The sequence below is a fragment of the Staphylococcus auricularis genome (assembly GCF_001500315.1).
GTDB lineage: Bacteria > Bacillota > Bacilli > Staphylococcales > Staphylococcaceae > Staphylococcus > Staphylococcus auricularis.
Genome location: NZ_LLER01000001.1, coordinates 14,448 through 35,362 on the forward strand (window position 1 = coordinate 14,448; position 20,915 = coordinate 35,362).

The following is a 20,915-nucleotide window of genomic DNA, read 5'->3' on the forward strand; positions in this document are numbered from 1 at the left end:
CCTTTCGCCTCGCCTAATCTATATCTCAACGTCTTTCACCATATCTGTACACGCTAAAAAGACATCTATTAAGGGAGTGAAATAATGAATAAGTTAACAGTCAAAGATTTAATTACCGTAGGGATTTTTACAGCGATTTATATCGTACTCTTTTTTGCAACGTCAATGGTGGGGTATATTCCATTTTTAATTCCGTTTTTAGGATTTTTATGCCCGATTGTCTGTGGTATTCCGTTCATTTTGTATGTCATGAAAATTAATAAATTTGGCATGATTACATTAACTGGGGCAATTTTAGGGATTGTGTTCATGGCCATGGGTAGTGGTTTAATCCTTATTCCTGCAGGCATCCTTTTTGGTTTCCTCGCTGATTTATTAATGAAAAAAGGTAATTATACAAATGGCAAATACATCACTTGGGGATATGTCGTCTTCTCGTTATGGATTATGGGCTTTTTCTCACGCATGTATATCGCACGCGATGCATATATGAAAGAAACTGCACAATCTTACGGACAGGATTATGCGGCTACATTAGAGGCGGTTACACCACTCTGGACGCTACCAGTAATGGCAGTGTTAACGGTTCTGGGTGCATTAATCGGTGCTTGGTTAGGTAAAAAAATGTTCAGTAAACACTTTAAAAAGGCGGGACTCGTGTGAGTGTTGCGGTTAGTGCATTAAGGGATCAACGTAATCGCATCGCTCAACTAGACCCTAGAACAAAACTTTTATTAACGATGACCGTGAGCACGATATTAATTTCGAGTGGGAGTTCGCAAAGTATTTTACGTGTGATTTTAACTCTTTTTTCATTAATGTTGCTGCTAAGTATTCATAGATACAGTTTGTTTATCAATTTTACACTCGTTTTTATTGCACTTATTGCAATTCAACAATGGTTGGTTCCTATTACCGATGGACTACTTCAGTTCATTTTATTAGGGATTGTTGGCATATTTATGAATATTTTACCGGGGTTCATCGTCGGTTTCTTTACTTTATTTTCAACAAAAGTGAGTGAATTTATTGCAGCGATGGAGAAACTAAAATTACCACGAACTGTGATTATTCCCATCTCCGTTATTTTTAGATTTTTCCCGACGATTGCAGAAGAATATCAACATATTAGTCATGCAATGAAATTAAGAGGCATCACATTTACACGCCATTTTACCAAATTAATTGAATACCGCGTTATTCCACTGATTATTTCCGTCGTTCAAATCGGTAATGATCTCTCATTTACGGCGATGACACGAGGGATTGATGCACCCAATCAACGGACAAATGTGTGTGTCGTTAAATTGGGTTGGTTAGATAAATTATTGATGCTTATCATGCTTATTCTATGGGTCATTTACTTTAAGGAGAAATTTTTTCAATGATTAAATTCGATCATGTCACATTTCAATACGACGCTGCTGAAACACCTGCAATTAAAGACATTACGCTACACATTAAACAAGGAGAGCTCGTGCTTTTCTGCGGAAAATCAGGAAGTGGGAAATCTACTATTACGAAATTGATTAATGGGCTCATTCCAAGAGGACACGAAGGCGAACTGACGGGGGAAGTGACTGTGAACGATACACCCATCTCAAAGTTACCGATGTATGCACTTTCGGAAATGGTCGGAAGCGTGTTTCAGAACCCGAAGACACAATTTTACAATGTAGACACGACGAGCGAACTTGCCTTTAATTTGGAAAATAGAGGTATCGATCCCGCTGTCATTACCGCAAGTATAGATAAAGTGATGCAGCAGTTCGACATTACGCATTTATTAGATCGCAACATTTTTGAGTTATCAGGCGGTGAAAAACAAATCATCGCTTGTGCGACGGTCTTACTGGCTAATCCAGATATCATTGTATTGGACGAACCCTCTTCCAACCTCGATATGTACAGTATTAAAAAATTGAAAGAAATGATTCAATATTTAAAAGATGAGGGCAAAACAATTGTCCTTGTAGATCATCGTTTGGATTACATTATGAATGATGCAGATCGGATTGTTTATATCGAAGACGGAAAAATAGCTTCTGTTTACGACTTAGCGCAATTTAAGTCATTGAGTACGGCACAATATGAAGAGATGGGACTACGATTTGTGCCAACTAAAGCGAAGTTGGTACAACCTGCTGAAGAGACCAAGCATATCGAAATTAAAGATTTCACCTATGCGTATGATCGATTCAGCAAACGAAAACAGTTAGATATCGCAACTGCTCAGATACCTACTAACGAGGTCGTGGCTATTATCGGTAATAACGGGAGTGGCAAATCTACCTTTGCGAAAAGCTTGAGTGGCTTGAATAAAAGGTTTAAAGGTCGCGTCACATATGACAATCATACCTTTAAATCACGACAATTACTCAAACAGAGTTATATGGTATTTCAAGATGTGAATAATCAACTTTTTACTGAAAATCTAGAACAAGAACTGAAATTATTAGATCAACAGGTCGATGATGCCCAAGTGGATGAGATGTTAGCGCAAATTCATTTACTCGACAAAAAGGCAGCCCATCCATTTTCACTATCTGGTGGAGAAAAGCAAAGATTAGCGATAGCGACAGCAATCATGAGTCATAAACGCATCATTATCTTCGACGAACCAACGTCAGGACTTGATTTATTTCATATGAAAAAGGTCGCAGCGTTGATTCATAGTATTAAGAACCACAATAAAATGGTTTTGATTATTACCCATGATAAAGCACTCATTTCTGAAATATGTAGTTATGTGCTGCATTTTGCGGAAGGGAAAATTATAGACCAATATCCATTAGATGAACAAGGGCAACAAAAGCTAGATGCCTACTTTGATGTGTAATTGAGGGGAAGAGGGGAGCGAACAAAGGATGAACACCAGTGAACATTGGATCAAATCTTTAATTGGATTTGGGAAAGACAGCCAATTTAAAATTATCTTATCTGTACTATTATCGATTATCAGCGTTTTTGCTGGGCTCGTGCCTTACTGGGCAGTTTATAAAATCATTATTTTAATGATAGAAGGTCCTAACACACTAGATCAAGTCCTTCCATATATAGGTATTGCAGCGGGAGCCTACATCTTACAACTACTTAGCTTTGGAGGCTCAACGATGCTTTCTCATGTAACCGCTTACGATATTTTATCGACGATTCGAAAGCAACTCGCACAGAAATTGATGCGATTGCCACTCGGCGTTGTAGAATCTAAGAAAATTGGTGAACTGAAAAGCATCTTTGTCGATAAAGTTGAAACGATCGAATTGCCTTTAGCCCATATGATTCCCGAATTGATTGGGAATTTGCTGCTGTCGATTGCAATCTTCTGTTACATCGTCGTGATTGATTGGCGGATGGCTTGTGCGATGCTCATCACTGTACCGATTGCGTTTTTCGCTTTTAAAAGGTTGATGTCAGGCTTTAATGAGACGTATGAAACGCAAATGGCATCTAACAATTATATGAATAGTGCCATCGTCGAATATATTGAAGGGATCGAAGTCATTAAAACCTTTAACCAATCACAAAATTCGTATCAAAAGTATAAAGATGCCGTTAATAACTACAAAGCGCATACGCTCAGTTGGTTCGAAAAGACATGGGGCTACATGAACTTAGGTGCTAGTGTTTTACCATCTACTTTTTTAGGCGTGCTACCGGTGGGGATGTATCTCGTTTCAATCCAACAACTTAGCTATGCGCAGTTCTTTCTGTGCTTGGTATTGTCTTTAGGCGTGGTCGCCCCAATCAAGAACTTTACAAACTATGTGAACCAGTTGAAGTCGATTCAATATGCGATTACGGAAGTACGAGATGTATTAGATTTAGATGAATTAGCAGTGACGGACCAGTTTAAAACGCCACAAAATCATGATATTCGGTTTAATGATGTCGGATTCTCTTATAGTGGAGATAAGGATGATCTCGTTTTTGATCATTTGTCCTTTTCTATTCCCCAACAGACATTTACCGCTATCGTAGGTGCGTCAGGAAGTGGGAAGTCAACGATTGCGAAGTTACTGGCACGGTTCTGGGATGTGGCATCAGGAGCAATTACCATTGGTGGCGTCAATATCAAAGAACTTGATCCGAAACAGTTAAATGATTTCGTTGGCTTTGTGGGACAAGATAATTTCTTGCTTAATCTTACATTTAAAGAAAATATTAAACTTGGGAATCCAGAAGCGACAGACGAAGAAGTGGTAGAAGCGGCGAAACTCGCGCAATGCCATACCTTTATTGAAAAATTGCCTGAAGGTTATGACACATTGGTCGGTACTGTTGGCGATAAACTTTCCGGCGGGGAAAAGCAACGTGTGACGATAGCGAGGATGATTTTGAAAGACGCACCGATTATTGTATTGGATGAAGCGACTGCATATGTGGATCCAGATAATGAACAAAAGATTCAAGGCGCTTTGAATGCACTCACGCAAAATAAAACACTCATCGTCATCGCACATCGACTCTCTACAATTAAAGAAGCAGACCAAATTATTGTGTTGGGCGAGCAACATATTGTTGAGAAAGGCGATCACCAAACGCTTTTAGATAAGAAAGGAACGTATCACCATATGTGGCAAATGCATGTAGGTGCTAAAGATTGGGGCGTGTCTTCATAATATGAAAGATGTAAGAAGGGAGGAAGTGACTTATGTTTCACATCACATTTAAAATATTGAAATGGGCATCCCCCTATAAAACGAGACTTATCTTAGGCTTTCTCATGTCGTTTATTAATTCGTTATTTATTGCGTTACCGATTTTCCTAGCAGCGCAAGTATTTAATCGTATATTATCGGATCAACCGATTCAGTTGTATGAAGTATTCAGCGTTTTTGGCATCATGGTTTTATTAGTATTAGCGCGATTTGTCACGGCTTATATGAAAAATAAACTCCAGGAAAGCATCGCATATGAAATGAGTGCCACAGAACGGTTAAATATTGGAGAAAAGCTAAAGAGTGTGCGGTTAGGCTATTTTGATGATCATCATACCAATGAATTAACGACGATGGTCACGACAGATTTAACATTTCTAGAAAATTTCGCGATGAAGATGATTGATATTGTTATTAATGGTTACATTCTCATCACGGTACTGATACTATCGCTATTCGTTGTATCATGGGAAATCGCACTGTTGGCACTTATCGGAGTGATACTGTCTCTCTTGAGTCTTCATTTATTAGAAAAGCAAAGCCATCGCAACGCACCACAATATCACCAAGTTCAAGGTCAACTTGTAGAGAAAGTGTTAGAAGTGGTGAGAGGTATCCAGGTGATTAAAACGTTTGCGAAAGAAAATACGAGTTTGAAGAGTTTTAACCATGCAGTAGATGAGAGTAAACGCCAAAACACAAAGATTGAGTTACAGTACACGCCGTTTAATCTGTTACATTTATTGAGTTTGAAATTGGTTTCTGTGTTGATTGTACTCGTGGCTTGTATCTTATTTATGAATCAAAGTATGGATCTACCGACGCTCATTATGGTCGCAATCTTTTCATTTGTTATCTTTGATAGCGTAGAGCACGTGAATAGTGCTGCGCATGTGCTAGAAATGATCGATACCACACTCGATGATATTGAGGAAATCAAGGCTGCGCCACTTTTAGATGAAAGCGGTAAAGAAATGGTGCTTGAAAATGATTCGATTGCATTCGAAAATGTGAGCTTTTCGTACGGTGACCAGCAAGTCATTCATAACGTGACATTTGATATTCCAGAACGGACGTCGACTGCCATTATTGGTCCTTCAGGAAGCGGAAAATCTACATTGTGTCATTTGCTGATGCGATTCTATGATGTCGATCAAGGTAATATACGTATCGGTGGCGTGGATATTCGTGAAATGAAACTCAGCACATTGATGTCTCAAATCAGTGCAGTGTTTCAAAAAGTCTATCTATTCAATGATACGATTGAGCATAATATCCTTTATGGTAAACCCGATGCGACGAAAGAAGAAGTGATTGAAGCTGCGAAACAAGCGTGTTGTCATGATTTTATCATGGCATTACCGCATGGTTATCAAACGATGGTGAATGAAAAGGGCACAAATTTATCAGGTGGCGAAAAGCAACGGATTTCGATTGCGCGTGCGATTTTGAAAGATGCACCGATCATTATTTTAGATGAAGCGACTGCGAGCATTGACCCTGAAAATGAGCACCTGATTCAAAATGCGATTGATGAATTAAGTAAAGGGAAAACGGTCATAACAATTGCCCATAAGATTGGTACCATTAAGAATGCCAATCAAATTATTGTGTTGGATGAAGGTGAGATCATTCAAAAAGGGGATCACGATACATTGATTCAACAACCTGGGAAATACAGAGATTTCATTCATATACGTCATCAATCAGAAGGCTGGAGATTGTAACTGTAATAGTAATCAAAATCTATCAAACCCACCGTGAATTTAGAGGACACGGTGGGTCTAACATTATTGTTCTATTTTAATTTTGCTTTTACCGAGGAAGTAAATTAATACGCCAAAAAAGATGCCGCCAATAAGCCATCCGAAGATGTCCAAATTAGCTAAGATAACATGCGTTTGGCCTATAAATTGTAAAAATATGTTTAATAAAAAGGCAAGTCCTACGAAAAGAATTGAAGCAATTACAGATTGTAGTTTTAATTTTTTAAGCATGACTTTATATTCTGTTTTAGAATAAACCACTTCTTTATCGACACCTGCATTTTTGAGTGAAAACATTATGGCTAAAGATTCAATCAACACGAGTACAAGGAATAAGAACGTGCCCGTAGAGAATGTATGCTTATAAGCATCAAAAACAAAACTAATCAACGTAAGTAATAATATGAGCCAATAGGAAGCTAAAAAAAGTGTAGCCAATTTGGAATTCATGATTTGTTCTTCTCTTTCATCTCTGTCTGCAACTATCCCTAAAGTAATTTTTTTCCATGATTGTTTAAATTTATCCATATGAATTACTCCTTCCAAAAGATATCATTCAAAGTTACATCTAAAGCCAAACAAATATTGATACACAAATTCAAAGAGGGATTATATTTGTTGTTTTCAATCATGTTGATGGTTTGTCTTGAAACATTTACTTTTTTTGCTAATTCCAACTGTGAGATTTGTTTACTTTTTCGGTATTCTGATAAACGGTTCATGTGATCCCACCTCGAAAGTGTCTTATATATTTTACATTTATCATAAGGTATCTTTTCACTAATGTCAAATATACATGACACTTCTATTTTAAATTTAGTAAAATGAGTGCTCACAAATCATTTTTAGACCAAACAAAAAGTAGATTTTTATTCGGGAAGTGTTGCGGTTTCACATTAATGGCTCTTCTCACATGTAAGACAGATTATTATCAATTAAAATGACTGATTTTTCCAAAAATTAGATCTTTTAAAATCTGTAATTAAAAGTTAATGTGCAGGGTATAACAAAATGTAACCCAATTTAAGGAGGTATTATCATGAGTACAGTAGTAAGAGAATATACAAATGACGAAAAATTACAAGAAATTATTGAAAAATTAGTAGACAATGGTATCAGTAACGAAGATATTTTTGTATTATCTCACGATGATGACAGAACAACTCGTATCGTAAATAATACTGGCATCAATCATATTAACTACAATAAATATGATTTAGGTGAATCATTCGACAAAAAAGGTGACGAATTAAGAGAAAAATTTCAAGAAGTTGGATTAACAGAAGATCAAGCTAGCGAATACGAAGCAGACATGGACGAAGGTAAAGTATTCCTACTTGTTAAAGATGAAAAAGCTGAAGAATATTTATAATTTCAGCTTAAAATAATAAAATTTCCTTTCGGCTTCATTTCCTTACCTCGCCATCAAGGTGTTTACCTTGATGGTTTTTTTGTTTGTCTAAAATGAACAGAGTATGACCCGGGAAATATTTTGATTCAATTTGCCTGAAATTAAATTAAGCAGAAGAATTCTTTTTTATAATGGTCATTTATTGTAGAATGTTAATAAACGATTATAGAGGAGGTGTCGACATGTTTCTTATAGCTTTTTGTTGCAGATTTTTACAAATCATTCGCAACAAATTTGCCGCATTAATTTCAAAATTGGTGGAGTCTGTCTTTTTTGAGATTAATCAACGGTCTATAAGGAACTGACACCTTTCGTTTGCTTCCTTATAGGCGCTATGGAGGAAGTAAAATGAATATATTAAATGGCTCGAACATTTCTAAACGATATTTAGAAGATATTTTGTTTGATCATATTAAAATCACCTTAAATGCAGGAGACAAAATCGGTTTAGCCGGTAGAAACGGTGAAGGTAAAACGACATTATTGAGACTTTTAGCCGGCATAGAACAACCCACTTCAGGTGATTTAAGTTGGAAGAAAAATATAGCAATCGGCTTTTTAGATCAAACACCGCAATATGAAGCGCACGCCAAAGTTTATCAATGTTTAAAATCCGTTTTCCATTCGTTAAATGAAGTCGCTGATCAGCTTGAAACGATTGAAAAAGAGATGAGCGCATCACCGGATGACATTGAACGGTTAATGACACGATATGGCGAATTGCAGCTTTATTTTGAGAAAAATGGTGGATATGAAATAGAAGCTCAAATACGCAAGGTCGCAAGTGGATTAAATATATCGCACTTACTTGATTCAGAATGGGGAACGCTTTCTGGCGGCGAGCGTACGAAGGTAGGTATTGCACAAATACTCATTCAATCTACAGATTTATTGATTCTTGATGAACCGACGAATCATCTTGATATCAAAGCAATCGAGTGGCTCACTCAGTATATCGCCAATTATGAGGGCGCAGTCGTGATTGTCTCACATGATCGATACTTTTTAGACGAAACGGTCAATCAAATTATGGAAATTGATCAACAAAATTTACATGTCTACGAAGGCAATTACTCACACTTTGTAGAAGAAAGAGAAAAAAGAGTATTAGCTGAATTTGAAGCTTACCAAAACCAACAAAAGAAAATTAAAAAGATGAAAGAATCGATTAAGCAATTGAGAATTTGGGCGGGCCAAGCGAAGCCACCCAATGCGGCGATGTATAAGCGTGCGAAAAGCATGGAGAAAGCTTTAAATCGGATTCAACGACTAGAAAAGCCAGTGTTTGAACCGAAAAATATGAATATTGAGCTTAAAGAAGGGAAACGCGTTTCTAACAAAGTTGTAGAAATGACGCACGTTGCGAAGTGCTATGATGACTTCTTATATGACGACGTGAACATGTTAGTGCGTAGAGGCGAGCATGTGGCGATTATCGGAGACAATGGTGCTGGTAAATCTACATTACTGAAAATGATATTAGGTAACGTTCATCCGGATGAGGGAACCGTTTATACTGCGGCCAATTTAAAAATTGGTTATCTTTCGCAACATGAATTCGAAGATGAAAATGATGATACGGTCTTGAACATTTTTAGAGAAAGAGTCAATGTGACTGAAGGTAAAGCACGTCATTTACTTGCGAATTTTATGTTTTATGGAAAAGATGTATTTAAAAAAGTGAAAGATTTAAGTGGCGGAGAAAAAGTGAGATTAAGATGGGCGCAAATCGTCAATAGCGACTACAATTTGCTAGTGTTGGATGAACCGACGAACCACTTAGACATCGATTCTAAAGAAACGATAGAAGATGCATTGCTTGATTACGATGGAACAATCATCACCGTCTCTCATGACAGATACTTCTTAAATAAGCTGTTTAATACAACATATTTGTTGAAAGATCAAAAACTAGAAAAATTTGAAGGCAACTACGAATATGTTAAAAGCAAAAATGCACTGTGAGCTGAGCAGTTATAAATAAATCGCTTGCACCTACTTTTATCCATCAGGATAGAAGTAGGTGGTTTTTTATAAGTATAAGTACATTAAATCTTCATCATAAAATTGATCGTTGTAGTAAATAGCACTAGGTTCAACGCCGTAACTTTGAAAACCAAATGTTTCATATAATTTTTTAGCTTTAGTGTTTTTTGAACCTACCATAAGTTGCAACATTATTAATCCTTCCATTTGTTTTGCTTTTTCTAATGTAAATTGGAGTACTTTTTTAGCAATACCTCTTTTTCTGTATTCGGAATCACAATACATCGCAGTCAAAATTGCTTTGTGTCTCATCTTTAAACCGGTAAATCTCTTGAATTTAATAGTGCAAATGAGTTTGTTTTCTACAAAAGCTCCGACAACAAAACTAGATTTTTTTGGAATTAATTGTTTCTTAAAATCTTCTAAATTTAAAGTGATTTCATCTTCATAAGAAGCTCCAAAAGCTAAAGGATCAGTTTGAAGCCCTTTAAGACGTAGTTGTCTATAAGCTTCAGCATCTTTTTCATTTAAAATTAAAATATCCATTCATGCCTCTCCTATTCCAATTAAATTTTTATTACTTAAGTTATCTTATATAATAAACTAAAAAGAGAGTGAAAGTTAGAAGGATATTGAATAAAGTGTGGAAAATAACTTTCATTGATTTTGCTTAATGTTCTTCTTCAAAAAAGAACAAATCACTTAACGCTACTTCTAATACTTAAGCTAATTTTAAGTAGTGAGAGATAGACAGATTGGTTAAAATCACAAATCGATCATACATCTCAAAAATAAACAACGCATTTCTTAATGAATTTCATCGTTAAAGCATGCATCAAACAAATTTTTGCTACGGAAATAAAAATAATTAAAATGTATTAAAGTTGGCTGACTAATATTCTATAAAAATAGCCAATTATTATAAAAATTATGCTATGATATAAGATGTAATTAATGGTTATTCATTTTTATTGTTTTGGGAAATTTTTAATTTACATAAGAGGGGATAATTAAAATGCAATTTGTCCAATTGACGCCTGAAGAGTTTAATGGTTTTACAATGAAAGCGCCTTCGCATTATACACAAAGCGCGAGACATTATAATTACAGACATCAGGATCAAGATGATGCGCATCTCGTAGGAGTAAAGGAAAATGACGAAGTGATCGCAGCGTGTTTATTAACTGAAGCAAGATGTTTAAAGTTCTTTCGTTATTTCTATACACATCGAGGGCCGGTACTTGATTTTAACAACGTCAAATTAGTCGAATTCTTTTTCAGCCATTTGACGCAATATCTTAAAAAACATAATTGTTTATATGTGTTAGTAGACCCGTACATATTAGAAAATATCAGAATTGCAACCGGTGAGATTATTAAATCCTTTGATAACCGTGCAGTTGTAAAAACGCTAGAACAACTTGGATACAAACATCAAGGTTATACAGTAGGTTATTCACAAACTAGCCAAATACGTTGGCTCTCTGTACTCGATTTAAAAGATAAATCAGAAGACCAATTATTAAAAGAAATGGATTACCAAACACGTAGAAACATTAAAAAAACATACGAAATGCACGTCAAAGTCAAAACGTTACCAATTGAAGAAACGGATCGCTTCTTCAAACTATTTAAAATGGCCGAAGAAAAACACGGTTTCAAATTTAGAGAACTCGACTATTTTATTAGAATGCAACGTATGTATGGTGATCGTGCCTTCTTGAAACTCGCATACATCAATTTAGATGAACTGCTTGATGTGCAACAACAAAAGGAAAATGAACTTCAAAGTCAACTAGATGAAGTTCATGCATCATTGGAAGAAAATCCTAACTCTAAAAAAAGTAAAAATAAAGCCAAACAAATTGAACAACAATTAAATAGCCAAACTAAAAAAATTAATGAAACAAAAGCACTCATTGAAACGGATGGTACGACACTTGATTTAGCTGCCGCATTGTATCTCTACAATGAACATGAAGTTTACTATCTATCGAGTGGTTCAAATCCTAAATATAATGCCTATATGGGCGCCTACCGTTTACAATGGGAAATGATTAAGTTCGCCAAAGCACACAACATAGACCACTATAACTTTTATGGTATTACCGGTGACTTCAGCGAAGATGCAGAAGACTATGGTGTGCAACGATTTAAAGAAGGCTTTAACGCTCACGTCGAAGAATATATCGGTGACTTTATCAAGCCAATCAAACCAGTATTATATCAACTTTATCAACGAATGAATCGATAAACAGGATACGATGTAAAGCGATGGTACGGTCGATATAACAGGCTGTGACATCGCTTTTTTTCTATTTGTATTAGGATGGCAGTATGCGGGAGGTCACTCTGGAAGCACAAGGGGTTACGGGAGTCTGACCTCCGTCTATTTGTTGGAATAGGAAAAATGAATAAGTATTGATCAAAATATATAGTGACTTACTAAAGGAGGGATACCGGTGTTTGATCATAGGGAACAATTTACGCTCGGTTTGATTATTATCGTTTACTTTATCTTCTTATTACTTATGTCTTTATACATAAAAAGAAATATAAAAACATATGATGATTACAATGTCGCAAGTCGAACAGTTTCAATCTTTCCACTGATGCTGACATTTATTAGTACAGGGGTCGGTGGCGCAACTTTACTCGGTTATATGGAAAATGGATACGTTGCAGGTATGGGCCAACAATGGATCCATATTACGATGTTGAGTGCGGTCATCGTGCTTGCCATCTTTTTCTTAAAACGCATTCGCTTACTCGGTGAAAAACATCAAATGGTTACGATTGGTGACTACATCGCATTACGTTACGGAGAAGGTGCCCGAATTCCAACGGTGATTAGTTATCTTTTCGCATATTGTGCGATGACAGGAATGCAATTTGTGGCTATCGCTTCCGTCTTAAATTTAACTATTGGAGTACCGATGTTTTCCGGTGTGCTCATCGGATGGATTTTACTTACAATTAAGACTTACTTTGGAGGACTCAAAGCAGTCATTTGGCAAGATTTAGTGCAAGGGATTATCTTAACGATTGGTATCATCGTACTATTCTTTGTCGTAATGTATGATGCAGGAGGTTGGAGTGAAGTCAGTGCAAAAGCCATTCAACAACACCAACCTGAAATGTTAGATGTATTACATATTACGCCTAACGAAATTCTGATCTATCTCTTAACTTTAGCGTTCTATCAATTTATTAGACAAGATGTGTGGCAACGTATTTGGGCCGCAAAAGATTTAAGAACAGCGCGTACAGGTTATACTATTTCAATGATTATCGCTGTATTACTTGGTGCGATGGTTGTGCTTATTGGGGTGTACAGTCATTTTGGTTTAGACATCAACATCAAAGATACACCAATGATCTTTTATAACGTCATTCAAGATGTCTTCCCATTCCCACTTGTGGTCGCAATGATTCTCGTGCTGTTAGCTGCGGTTATCTCAAGCGCGGACTCATTCTTCATTGCTGGGGCGTCATCGATTGCGAATGATATCATCAAACCTCACGTGAAAGTAGAAAATCAAGATCGCATGTTACTTTATAGTAAATTATCCGTGATTTTCGTATCTATGATTGCACTGATACTCGCGTTGATGATTCCAGGATTAGTCGAGTTAATGGTGACAGGTACTGCAATGACAGTTTCAGGATTACTCGCACCTGTCGTATTCGGCCTCTTCTGGTCTCGTCCGACAAAACTTGCAGGTAATCTCTCTATGTGGGTCGGTTTGATTTCAGCGATCATATGGCAAATCTTAGGACATCCTTATGGCATGCATCCAATCCTCATTGGATTACCACTCTCTATTGTGACATTACTAGTTGTGACACTTTTTGATAAAAAAGGACGTACAGTCGCTCAATAAATTCACATTTTGAATTGAATTATTTGTAAGACACTTTCATCTCATTCTGAAAATTAGAGTGAAGATGGAAGTGTCTTTTTTATGTTTTATAGGTTAAATAGGATAGAAGATTTCTATTATATAAAGGAAAACAAATTTGTCTCCAGCTTCTTTAAAAAGCCTAAAAAAGCTGATTTCATAGTCTTTATACAGGGTATAGATCGTGCTGTTTATTAAAAAGAAAACACATTTGTATAAAATACATATTAAAAATAGAAAGGTATTTAAAAACTTAATTTTGCCACACAAAAAAATGAGAAAATGAGTTGTAAAATTTATTAATTGGGGTATAATGGCAAAAACAATATAATTCAGTTAATTAGTTGTGTGTAATTTTTACGATCTTAATGGAGGCGAATTTATGTCAAAGCAGCAAAGAAATAAATTCCGGCAAAGTTTTGCAGATGAAAAAGCTCGGGTAAGGCTTTATAAATCTGGTAAAAATTGGGTCAAAGCCGGGATTAAAGAGATTAAATTATTAGGTATAATGGGCGTGCCTTTCTTAAGCAGCAGCATTGAAAAACAACCAGACTTGTCTCAAAAGACAGATGGATTTGTTAAACGTCAAGCGCTTAAGACGACCGCCGTGGCAGGGGTAATATTTACTGTCAATATGTTGCATGATCAACAGGCGTTTGCTGCATCCGATGCGCCAGTGACATCAGAACTTTCTGCGCATAGTGAAACAGTAGGTAACCAAAACTCCACTGCAATTGGTAAATCAGAAACCAATACTTCAGCTTCAGAAGAACTCTCAACAAGTATTTCTGAAAGCGAATCTGCATCATTAGCAGAGCAAGCTACTTCTGAATCAACAAGCGAGGAAGAAGCAAACAAAGCGTCAACTTCAAGCCGTGCAGATGAAGAACAATCAGAATCAACTGAAGCCTCTTCTACTTCTGAACGTCAAGAAGAAAGCGAAAGCGCTAAAAAAGAGACAACAAGTGAAGAAGCGGAACAGCCTGCTTCAGAGTCAAGTAACTCTGAATCTACTTCAGCAGAACAAACTTCTGAAAAGCAACAATCTTCTGAATCTGTAAAAGAAGATAAAGCAGAACAAAAGAGTACGAAAGCAGATGAAACATCTGAATCTCAAGCAAGTCAATCTACAGCAACTTCAGAAGATAAAGCCTCTGAAAAAGCTTCAACTTCACAAAATGCGAAAGACACTTCAGCAAGTCAAAAAGCAGAACGTCAAAGCACAAGTACTACTGAAAGTACAACGGGCAAAGACGTGGTCTCTGATGTGATAAGCTTTAAGACTTCAACAAGTGAATCACGTGGTTATTCAGGCTTCCGTGCAAGAAGTGCAGGTAGAATCGCTCTCGACAACTTTGCAAGATTAGCAGAAAATGGCGCGAGAGCAGCAGCCGATGCATCCCAAACACAAACATATACAGGTGCGGGGTATGATCAAAAAACGTACCAATTTATTATAAATTGACGACGAAACAAAATGGAAATCGTGTTGATTTTACTTATACAGTTACTTATGATAACCCGAATACTTCAACAATTGAGAGATCACCACATAGTCCTAAAACTACAGCGGGTGTAAATAATTCTGCAAAAAATAATCAACCTATGTTCTATCTAGGACCAGGATTTAGTAAACCTTATAATGCTCAGACTGGTTCAAGTGATTCGAACGGTAATTTTGCTGGTGGAGTAGGACCAAACCCAGAATATATCTATCCACTTCGAGATGGTTATTATTGGTCGGGAAACTTTCCATTTGGTCATGGTTTGCTTAATCAAGGTTACGGTATAACGACAAAATGGAGCGCAAATATTATAGCTGATAATGCAACTTGGGACTTTGTTCCATTTGCGAGTTCCACAGATTCAAATAGAAACTTCTTTATAGGCCGTGGTGGCGCTGCACCAGTAATTCATGGTGAAGACCCATCTGTTGCATCGAAATCTGCAAGCCAAAGTATTGCGGATTCTCAAAGTCAATCGAGAGCCTCTGAACAACAAAGCACTTCTAAGAAAGCTTCAGAACAACAAAGTAATTCTAAACGTCTTTCAGAGCAAGCAAGCACTTCTAAGCGACTTTCAGAGCAACAAAGTAATTCTAAGCGACTTTCAGAGCAACAAAGTAATTCTAAGCGACTTTCAGAGCAACAAAGTAATTCTAAGCGACTTTCAGAGCAACAAAGTAATTCTAAGCGACTTTCAGAACAAGAGAGCAATTCTAAAAAAGCATCTGAAAGTGTTGTACGTGCATCTGAAAGTAATAGTAGATCAGAAGACTCACGACTTTCTGAAGAGAAATCAAGATCAGAAAGTACAGCTAACTCAGATTCAGTGAGAAACTCACAAGAAGCTTCAAGGTCAGCATCTATAAGCAAAGTAAATTCAGAAATAGCTTCTGAAGATGCATCAAGATCAGCGTCTATAAGCAAAGTAAATTCAGAAAGAGCTTCAGAAGATGCATCAAGATCAACGTCTATAAGCAAAGCAAATTCAGAGATAGCTTCAGAAGATGCTTCAAGAACCAAAAGTCTAAGTGAATCTGATTCAAAACGTGCCTCAGAAAATAGTGCATCTTTATCGAAGAGTGAATCAGTAAGAGATTCAAATAATGAGTCGTTATCGAAGAGTGAATCACAACGTAAAAGTAATCAAGATTCGATTAGTATTTCTAATTCATTAGAAGATTCAGTATTCGAAAGTGAATCATTAAGTGCTTCATCGAGTAATTCAGAAAGTGAATCAACAGAAAAAATCGAATCAGAAAGTGCATCAATCAGTGATTCACTATCTCGTTTACAATCAGCAAGTACTTCAACGAGTAATTCAGTAAACAGTGCATCATTATCAGAAAGCGAATCAGCAAGAGATAAAAATAGTGAAAGTACTTCATTAAGTAATTCGACTTCAGAGAGTAGTTCAGAAAGTACAAGTACTTCTGAATCGATAAGCGCAAGCACGTCTACATCTAATAGTACTTCAGCGAGCACAAGTGCGTCTGAATCAACAAGTACGAGCACATCTGAATCAACTAGTGCATCAGCATCAACAAGTACTTCAGAATCGACAAGCGCAAGCACATCAACGTCTGACAGTGCTTCAGCGAGTACGTCAACAAGTGAAAGTGAATCAAGTTCTGCTTCAGCAAGTACAAGCGAATCAGATTCAACAAGTGCTTCATTATCAGCAAGCACATCGACAAGTGAATCAGAGTCAACTAGCACATCTATGAGTGACTCAACAAGTGCATCACTTAGCACTTCAACATCTGAAAGTGAATCAACTTCTGCTTCAGAAAGTAGTTCAACAAGTACAAGCACATCTGAATCAAATAGTGTATCAGCATCAACAAGCACATCTGAATCGACAAGTGCAAGTACATCAACATCAGATAGTACTTCAGTGAGCACGTCAACAAGTGAAAGCGAATCAAGTTCAGCATCAGAAAGTACAAGTGCATCTGAATCAGAAAGTGCATCACTTAGTGCTTCAACTTCACAGAGTGAATCGGTAAATGCTTCAACAAGCGCGAGTGACTCAACAAGTACATCTATTTCAGCAAGCACATCAACATCAGATAGTGCATCAGCATCAGCAAGTGAGTCGACTTCAGTAAGCTCTAGCGAATTAGAAAGTGCATCACTTAGCACTTCAACATCTGAAAGTGAATCAACTTCAGCATCAGAAAGTACAAGCGCTTCAGACTCAACAAGTGCTTCAGCTTCAACAAGCACATCATTGTCAGCAAGCACATCAGTGAGCGAATCGAATAGTGTTTCTGAGAGCACATCAACTAGCGAATCATTGAGTACGTCAACAAGCTTATCAGCTTCAACAAGCACATCAGTGAGTGACTCGACAAGTAGCTCATTATCAACAAGTACTTCATTATCAGAAAGCACATCAGCTTCAATGAGCACATCAGAAAGTACATCAGCGAGTGAGTCAACAAGTACTTCAGTAAGCGAGTCAGAAAGTGCTTCAACTTCAACAAGCACATCATTGTCAGATAGCACATCAATAAGCGAATCGAACAGTATTTCTGAAAGTACGTCAACGAGCGAATCATTAAGTACATCAACAAGCTTATCGTCTTCGACAAGTAGTTCAATGAGTGATTCTACAAGCGCATCATTATCAGCAAGCACTTCAGTAAGTGAATCAGCAAGCGCATCAAGTAGCACATCAACAAGTGAATCGCTATCAAATAGCACTTCATTAAGTGAATCAACGAGTACGTCACTGTCTGACAGCACATCTGCTTCTATGAGTACATCAGAAAGTGCTTCTACAAGTGCATCAGTATCTGAGAGTACATCAGTTAGTACATCGGCAAGTGAATCTGTATCGACAAGTACTTCATTATCTGAGAGTGAATCAATGAGCACTTCAACAAGCTTATCGGCTTCAACAAGTAGTTCAATGAGTGACTCAACAAGCGCGTCATTATCAACAAGTACTTCATTGAGCGATTCATCTAGCACATCTGCTTCAGTTAGTGGATCAATAAGCGACTCAACAAGCAGTTCATTATCGACAAGCACGTCAGTAAGTGAGTCAGAAAGTACTTCAACGTCAGTAAGTATCTCAGAAAGCTTGTCTGCAAGTACGTCAGTTTCTGAAAGTACATCAACAAGTGTAAGTACTTCATTGAGTGACTCAACATCAACGAGCGTTTCAGAAAGTGAGTCTGCGTCAGCGAGCACATCGTTATCTGCAAGCACATCTGTAAGTGAGTCGTTGAGCACGTCAACAAGTATGTCTGATTCAGAAAGTGCATCAATGAGTGAATCAACTTCAATTTCTGAAAGTGAATCAATGAGTACTTCAACATCGTTAAGTGACTCTGCAAGTGCGTCATTATCGACAAGTACTTCAGCAAGTACTTCATCAAGCTTATCAACTTCAGTAAGCGGCTCAATGAGTGATTCTACGAGCGCATCATTATCAACAAGCACGTCATTAAGTGACTCAGAAAGTACTTCAGCGAGCACATCAGTGAGTGAATCATTAAGTACGTCAACAAGCCTATCAGCTTCGACAAGTACATCAATGAGTGACTCAACAAGCGTCTCATTATCGACGAGCACGTCATTAAGCGAATCAACTAGTGCTTCAGCAAGTACATCGACAAGTGAATCTGCTTCTACAAGCACTTCTATTTCTGAAAGCACATCAGTAAGTGAATCGTTAAGTACATCAACAAGTACATCAATGAGTGATTCGACAAGTACTTCATTATCAACGAGCACGTCATTAAGCGACTCTGCTTCAATGAGCACATCAACAAGCATATCTGAAAGCATGTCAACAAGTGCATCATTATCAGATAGCACATCAATGAGCGACTCTGCTTCTACAAGCGTTTCAGCTTCTGAAAGCACATCTGCTTCAATAAGTGCATCAGATAGTGCTTCTACTTCAGTAAGCACATCAGTAAGTGAATCACTAAGTACTTCAACAAGTATGTCTGCTTCAACAAGTAACTCTATGACAACATCAACTTCTGACAATAGCTCAATGAGTTCATCAGAAGTGTCATCAATGAGCACATCTGAAAATACTTCAATGAGTGACTCAACAAGTCATTCAATGAATGCTACAGATCAACACGGTAGTCATGACCAAGGTTCTCAAGAACAAAGCGGTTCAACTTCAGGAAACCATAACACTGATGGCAACACTGCTTTACCTGATACAGGTCAATCATCTAACCATACTGGATTATTCGGTGCAGTATTAGCGATGCTTGCAGGATTAGGTTTAATCAAGAGATCTAAAAAAGACAAAAAAGGCAACAAAGACGAAGCCTAAGAGATAGAAATTCGTTAAATCAGTTTAATAAATATTGAAGAGGCAAGGACACCGTTCATTAAGGAAAATAAATTTATAATTTTTCTAAAAAATGACCCGTGTCCTTAGCCTCTTTGATATAATATTGAACAATAGAAGTTTATTGTGGAGATTAATTGAATGAAACGTATCTTTAATCAATATGAATATAAAGTGTTATATAAACGAATCTTATTTACTTGTTTCATACTTGGTATATACATACTAGGCAGTAACATTCCGATCGTTGCGCAATCGAGTGAGAGGGAAGAAACCCGCTCATTCTACAGTATTGCAATTTCGAATATGGGCGGAGATATCACGTCGTTGAACATTTTTACCCTTGGGTTAGGGCCCTGGCTCACGTCTATGATATTTTTTACGTTAATTGCCTATCGAAACATGGATAAGGCGGCAAAGCAAACGAAGAAGGAAAAGCATTATAAAGAGAAATTGTTAACGTTAGTCCTCGCTGTGCTCCAAGGTTATTTCGTTATTCTGTCATTTGTCGAAAATAATTTAATTCAGACAGACCATATCTACATTTTAGTGTTGTATTTAGTAACTGGTACGATGCTGTTTGTGTGGATGGCGGATCAGAATACGCGATACGGGATTGCAGGACCTATGCCAATTGTGTTGATGAGTATTATTAAATCTATGTTCCAACAACAACTTGTGCATGTCAGTGCGAGTACGACGATTCTCGTCATTTTTTCTGTACTTATCATCATTGCATTATTTATCTTACTGTTTACAGAGCTCGTCGAATATCGCACACCTTATCGCGATACGATGAATGTGAGTCAAACCCACAGCAAGACATATCTCGCATGGAAAATTAATCCATCTGGGAGTATTTCAATCATGATTAGTGTCTCAGTATTTATTTTACTGAATAACTTAATCCATTTAATCTTGAGTTATTTTTCATCAGATGGGAGAGTGAACTTTCAATTGGTTAGTTTCACTAATCCCATTGGTATTACGATATACATCTTTATCCAATTGGTATTAGGTTATTTACTTTCACGATTCTTATTAAATACAAAGCAAAAATCTAAAGAATTTCTGAAAAATGGTAATTATTTTGTCGGAGTTAAACCTGGATTAGAGACGAAACGTTATTTAGATCGGATGGCGCGTCGTGTCTGCTGGTTTGGTTCTGGCCTAGTGACACTCATTATTGCGATTCCACTCTATAGTACGTTGTTGATTCCAGAACTCGCGCCACAAATTTACTTTGCGATTCAGTTAATTGTACTCGTCTACATTGGTATCAACATCGTCGAAACATTAAGAACATACCTATACTTTGATAAATATAAGCCATTTTTGAATAAATACTGGTAAGGAGAAT

The 20,915-nt window shown here is 37.0% G+C and carries 16 protein-coding genes and 1 pseudogene; 13 read left to right on the forward strand and 4 right to left on the reverse strand.

Annotation, left to right across the window (positions count from 1 at the left end; genetic code table 11):
* Positions 1-84: 84 nt before the first annotated feature.
* From APS80_RS00075 to APS80_RS00095, 5 genes are read left to right on the forward strand one after another with little or no spacing between them, the layout of a single operon-like run.
* Positions 85-663, forward strand: coding sequence for an MptD family putative ECF transporter S component (locus APS80_RS00075; RefSeq protein WP_059106247.1), 579 nt, complete (start codon positions 85-87; stop codon positions 661-663).
* A complete protein-coding gene (locus tag APS80_RS00080; protein ID WP_059106248.1) occupies positions 660-1,388 on the forward strand; it encodes an energy-coupling factor transporter transmembrane component T family protein in 729 nt (242 codons plus the stop codon). Before APS80_RS00075 ends, APS80_RS00080 begins: the two co-directional genes overlap by 4 nt.
* Positions 1,385-2,839 (forward strand): ABC transporter ATP-binding protein, encoded by a 1,455-nt coding sequence (locus APS80_RS00085; protein ID WP_059106249.1) that lies wholly within the window; start codon positions 1,385-1,387, stop codon positions 2,837-2,839. The genes APS80_RS00080 and APS80_RS00085 overlap by 4 nt, the downstream gene beginning before the upstream one ends.
* 28 nt (positions 2,840-2,867) lie before the next feature.
* Positions 2,868-4,622 carry an ABC transporter ATP-binding protein gene (locus tag APS80_RS00090; RefSeq protein WP_059106250.1) on the forward strand — a complete coding sequence of 585 codons (1,755 nt, stop codon included), beginning with the start codon at positions 2,868-2,870 and terminating at the stop codon, positions 4,620-4,622.
* A gap of 32 nt (positions 4,623-4,654) precedes the next feature.
* Positions 4,655-6,388 (forward strand): ABC transporter ATP-binding protein, encoded by a 1,734-nt coding sequence (locus tag APS80_RS00095; protein WP_059106251.1) that lies wholly within the window; start codon positions 4,655-4,657, stop codon positions 6,386-6,388.
* A gap of 63 nt (positions 6,389-6,451) precedes the next feature.
* Here APS80_RS00095 and APS80_RS00100 read toward each other — a convergent pair whose 3' ends face one another.
* Positions 6,452-6,955 carry a hypothetical protein gene (locus tag APS80_RS00100; protein ID WP_059106252.1) on the reverse strand — a complete coding sequence of 168 codons (504 nt, stop codon included), beginning with the start codon at positions 6,953-6,955 and terminating at the stop codon, positions 6,452-6,454.
* A 5-nt stretch (positions 6,956-6,960) separates the two neighbouring features.
* On the reverse strand, positions 6,961-7,149 hold the full coding sequence (locus APS80_RS00105) for a helix-turn-helix transcriptional regulator (protein WP_059106253.1): 189 nt from the start codon (positions 7,147-7,149) through the stop codon (positions 6,961-6,963).
* A gap of 317 nt (positions 7,150-7,466) precedes the next feature.
* Between APS80_RS00105 and APS80_RS00110 the strand changes: the two genes are divergently transcribed.
* Positions 7,467-7,799, forward strand: coding sequence for a YflT domain-containing protein (locus APS80_RS00110; RefSeq protein WP_059106254.1), 333 nt, complete (start codon positions 7,467-7,469; stop codon positions 7,797-7,799).
* Positions 7,800-8,186: 387 nt separating this feature from the next.
* Positions 8,187-9,803 carry a ribosomal protection-like ABC-F family protein gene (gene abc-f, locus APS80_RS00115; RefSeq protein WP_059106255.1) on the forward strand — a complete coding sequence of 539 codons (1,617 nt, stop codon included), beginning with the start codon at positions 8,187-8,189 and terminating at the stop codon, positions 9,801-9,803.
* A 66-nt stretch (positions 9,804-9,869) separates the two neighbouring features.
* Here abc-f and APS80_RS00120 read toward each other — a convergent pair whose 3' ends face one another.
* Positions 9,870-10,370, reverse strand: coding sequence for a GNAT family N-acetyltransferase (locus tag APS80_RS00120; protein WP_059106256.1), 501 nt, complete (start codon positions 10,368-10,370; stop codon positions 9,870-9,872).
* A gap of 469 nt (positions 10,371-10,839) precedes the next feature.
* On the opposite strand from APS80_RS00120, the gene APS80_RS00125 reads away from it, so the two are divergent.
* The 3 genes from APS80_RS00125 (at position 10,840) to APS80_RS00135 (ending at position 15,191) form a co-directional block, all read left to right on the forward strand.
* The gene (locus tag APS80_RS00125; protein ID WP_059106257.1) at positions 10,840-12,078 is read left to right on the forward strand and encodes an aminoacyltransferase; all 1,239 of its coding nucleotides are present in this window, start codon (positions 10,840-10,842) and stop codon (positions 12,076-12,078) included.
* Positions 12,079-12,286: 208 nt separating this feature from the next.
* On the forward strand, positions 12,287-13,708 hold the full coding sequence (locus APS80_RS00130; RefSeq protein WP_059106258.1) for a sodium:solute symporter family protein: 1,422 nt from the start codon (positions 12,287-12,289) through the stop codon (positions 13,706-13,708).
* Positions 13,709-14,108: 400 nt separating this feature from the next.
* A complete protein-coding gene (locus APS80_RS00135; RefSeq protein WP_059106259.1) occupies positions 14,109-15,191 on the forward strand; it encodes a KxYKxGKxW signal peptide domain-containing protein in 1,083 nt (360 codons plus the stop codon).
* Positions 15,192-15,702: 511 nt separating this feature from the next.
* Here APS80_RS00135 and APS80_RS11065 read toward each other — a convergent pair.
* Positions 15,703-16,209, reverse strand: coding sequence for a hypothetical protein (locus APS80_RS11065; RefSeq protein WP_275957560.1), 507 nt, complete (start codon positions 16,207-16,209; stop codon positions 15,703-15,705).
* 172 nt (positions 16,210-16,381) lie between these two features.
* Here APS80_RS11065 and APS80_RS11145 point away from each other — a divergent pair.
* The 3 genes and pseudogenes from APS80_RS11145 to secY2 form a co-directional block, all read left to right on the forward strand.
* Positions 16,382-19,159: pseudogene (locus APS80_RS11145) on the forward strand (lectin-like domain-containing protein); the annotation flags it as partial.
* A 108-nt stretch (positions 19,160-19,267) separates the two neighbouring features.
* The gene (locus tag APS80_RS11075) at positions 19,268-19,537 is read left to right on the forward strand and encodes an LPXTG cell wall anchor domain-containing protein (protein ID WP_059106262.1); all 270 of its coding nucleotides are present in this window, start codon (positions 19,268-19,270) and stop codon (positions 19,535-19,537) included.
* A 159-nt stretch (positions 19,538-19,696) separates the two neighbouring features.
* Positions 19,697-20,908, forward strand: a complete 1,212-nt coding sequence (gene secY2, locus APS80_RS00155; RefSeq protein ID WP_059106263.1) for an accessory Sec system protein translocase subunit SecY2 — start codon at positions 19,697-19,699, stop codon at positions 20,906-20,908.
* Positions 20,909-20,915 lie beyond the last annotated feature (7 nt).

Coding starts and splice junctions, on each gene's coding strand:
- APS80_RS00105 (WP_059106253.1), bottom strand. CDS start 7,149: ATGAACCGTTTATCAGAATACCGAAAAAGTAAACAAATCTCACAGTTG.
- secY2 (WP_059106263.1), top strand. CDS start 19,697: ATGAAACGTATCTTTAATCAATATGAATATAAAGTGTTATATAAACGA.
- APS80_RS00090 (WP_059106250.1), top strand. CDS start 2,868: ATGAACACCAGTGAACATTGGATCAAATCTTTAATTGGATTTGGGAAA.
- APS80_RS11075 (WP_059106262.1), top strand. CDS start 19,268: ATGAGCACATCTGAAAATACTTCAATGAGTGACTCAACAAGTCATTCA.
- APS80_RS00075 (WP_059106247.1), top strand. CDS start 85: ATGAATAAGTTAACAGTCAAAGATTTAATTACCGTAGGGATTTTTACA.
- APS80_RS00100 (WP_059106252.1), bottom strand. CDS start 6,955: ATGGATAAATTTAAACAATCATGGAAAAAAATTACTTTAGGGATAGTT.
- APS80_RS00085 (WP_059106249.1), top strand. CDS start 1,385: ATGATTAAATTCGATCATGTCACATTTCAATACGACGCTGCTGAAACA.
- APS80_RS00120 (WP_059106256.1), bottom strand. CDS start 10,370: ATGGATATTTTAATTTTAAATGAAAAAGATGCTGAAGCTTATAGACAA.
- APS80_RS00125 (WP_059106257.1), top strand. CDS start 10,840: ATGCAATTTGTCCAATTGACGCCTGAAGAGTTTAATGGTTTTACAATG.
- abc-f (WP_059106255.1), top strand. CDS start 8,187: ATGAATATATTAAATGGCTCGAACATTTCTAAACGATATTTAGAAGAT.
- APS80_RS00095 (WP_059106251.1), top strand. CDS start 4,655: ATGTTTCACATCACATTTAAAATATTGAAATGGGCATCCCCCTATAAA.
- APS80_RS00110 (WP_059106254.1), top strand. CDS start 7,467: ATGAGTACAGTAGTAAGAGAATATACAAATGACGAAAAATTACAAGAA.
- APS80_RS00135 (WP_059106259.1), top strand. CDS start 14,109: ATGTCAAAGCAGCAAAGAAATAAATTCCGGCAAAGTTTTGCAGATGAA.